Annotated in this window: 1 protein-coding gene; it reads right to left on the bottom strand. The window is 61.9% G+C overall.

The genetic code is table 11. The annotated features are described in order from the left end of the window. Nucleotides 1-890, bottom strand: an 890-nt coding sequence (locus tag Q4Q57_RS22015) for a VCBS domain-containing protein (RefSeq protein ID WP_311892036.1), incomplete at both ends; no start/stop codon positions are given.

Raw genomic sequence — 890 nt, 5'->3', positions numbered from 1 at the left:
GTGATGGGGATCACCACGTCCTGCGTCTGGCCAGCGGCCAGATGTTGGTAGCTGGCATGACCCGGATCAAAGCTGTAGCTGCCGTCGGCGTTGAGCGTGAAACCATCGACAGCCTGAGCTGTGCTGAAAACTTGCGTGTCGCCGGCATCCACATCGGTGGCCATCATGTGGCCTTGCAACTGGGTGCCGTCTTCGCTGACGGCTTGAGTTTGTGCCGTCAATACCGGGGCATCGTTGTTGCCCTGGATGGTGACGGTTAACGTGTGGGTCGTGCCGTCGGCGCTGGTGACGATCAAGGTATCGGTGAGGCTGTCACCGGCCTTGAGCTGCTGAATAGCCGCTTGGGTGTTGTTGGCGGTGTAGCTCCAGGCGCCCGCTGCATCAATGCTGAAGTGCCCGTAGCCGGCGCTGCCGGCCACATTCGTCTGCACGGTGAAATGCGCTTCGCCGTTATCGGAGTCGGTGATCGTCAGTTGGCCACTAGCCTGCAGATGACCGCTGGTGACGGCGGCATCCTCAGTGACCGTTCCCACATCCACACCGCCGAACACTGCGCCGTCTGCGGCGCCGGTGACGGTGATGCTGAGGTTTTGCGTGCTGGTGGCGCCAGCGCTGTCGGTTACAGTGATGGGGATCACCACGTCCTGCGTCTGGCCAGCGGCCAGATGTTGGTAGCTGGCATGACCCGGATCAAAGCTGTAGCTGCCGTCGGCGTTGAGCGTGAAGCCGTCGACTGGTTGGGCGATAGAGAAGGTTTGTGTGTCGCCGGCGTCCACATCAGTGGCGACCATGTGGCCGCTGAGCTGCGTACCGTCTTCGGTCACGGCCTGCGTCTGTGCTTGCAGCACAGGAACGTCGTTCGTGCCCTGCAGCATGACGGTGATCGTGTG

Source organism: Shewanella sp. SP2S2-6 (genome assembly GCF_031931965.1).
Taxonomy (GTDB): Bacteria; Pseudomonadota; Gammaproteobacteria; order Enterobacterales; family Shewanellaceae; genus Shewanella; species Shewanella baltica.
The sequence above is the reverse complement of the archived record's forward strand: the minus strand, read 5'-3'. Positions and strand labels throughout refer to the sequence as shown.